This is a genomic window from Pseudomonas sp. RA_35y_Pfl2_P32, assembly GCF_963970735.1.
Classification (GTDB): Bacteria; Pseudomonadota; Gammaproteobacteria; order Pseudomonadales; family Pseudomonadaceae; genus Aquipseudomonas.
In genome coordinates this window covers 1-478 of sequence record NZ_CAXAQF010000272.1, presented here as the reverse complement: position 1 = coordinate 478, position 478 = coordinate 1, and the positions used below count along the sequence as shown (strand labels likewise).

Below are 478 nucleotides of genomic sequence, written 5' to 3'. Positions count from 1 at the left end.
GCACTGGCCCCGCCCTTGCAGTCACCAGAGCCGGGCGCGGCCGCGAATAAGATAGCGCGCATATCCACCATCAGAAGGCGGCGGAGAAAATTCCATGTGGGACCAGCGCCGGCCCCGGGAAGGCGTGAGGATGTCACAGAGGATCCGGTCACGGCACGATATTCCATTGCCTAGCAGTGATCGCTGCCAGCTCTCCGCCCGGCGGAGATTACTTCGCCGATGGTCTGTACCAGCACACCATCGCGCAGCGGTTTCTCGAGCACAGCGGCAAAGCCCGCTTCGCGCGCGCTTTCGGCGAGCGTGTCGGCGTAATGCGCCGTGATCAGAATCGCCGGCCCGCACCAGCCCGCCGACCGAAGCTGCCTCAGGATCGAAATCCCATCGATGTCCGGCATAAGATAGTCGACCACGAGGCAATCGCCGGATTGCATCTGAGGATCGAGCAGCAAGGCGGTGCCACTGGCATAGGCCAGGACGC

Annotated in this window: 1 protein-coding gene; it reads right to left on the bottom strand. The window is 63.6% G+C overall.

All coding sequences use genetic code 11. From position 1 onward, the window contains the following. Positions 1–170 precede the first annotated feature (170 nt). Positions 171–478: response regulator (locus tag AACY45_RS28225; protein ID WP_339548758.1), on the bottom strand; the 308-nt coding region annotated here is incomplete at its 5' end.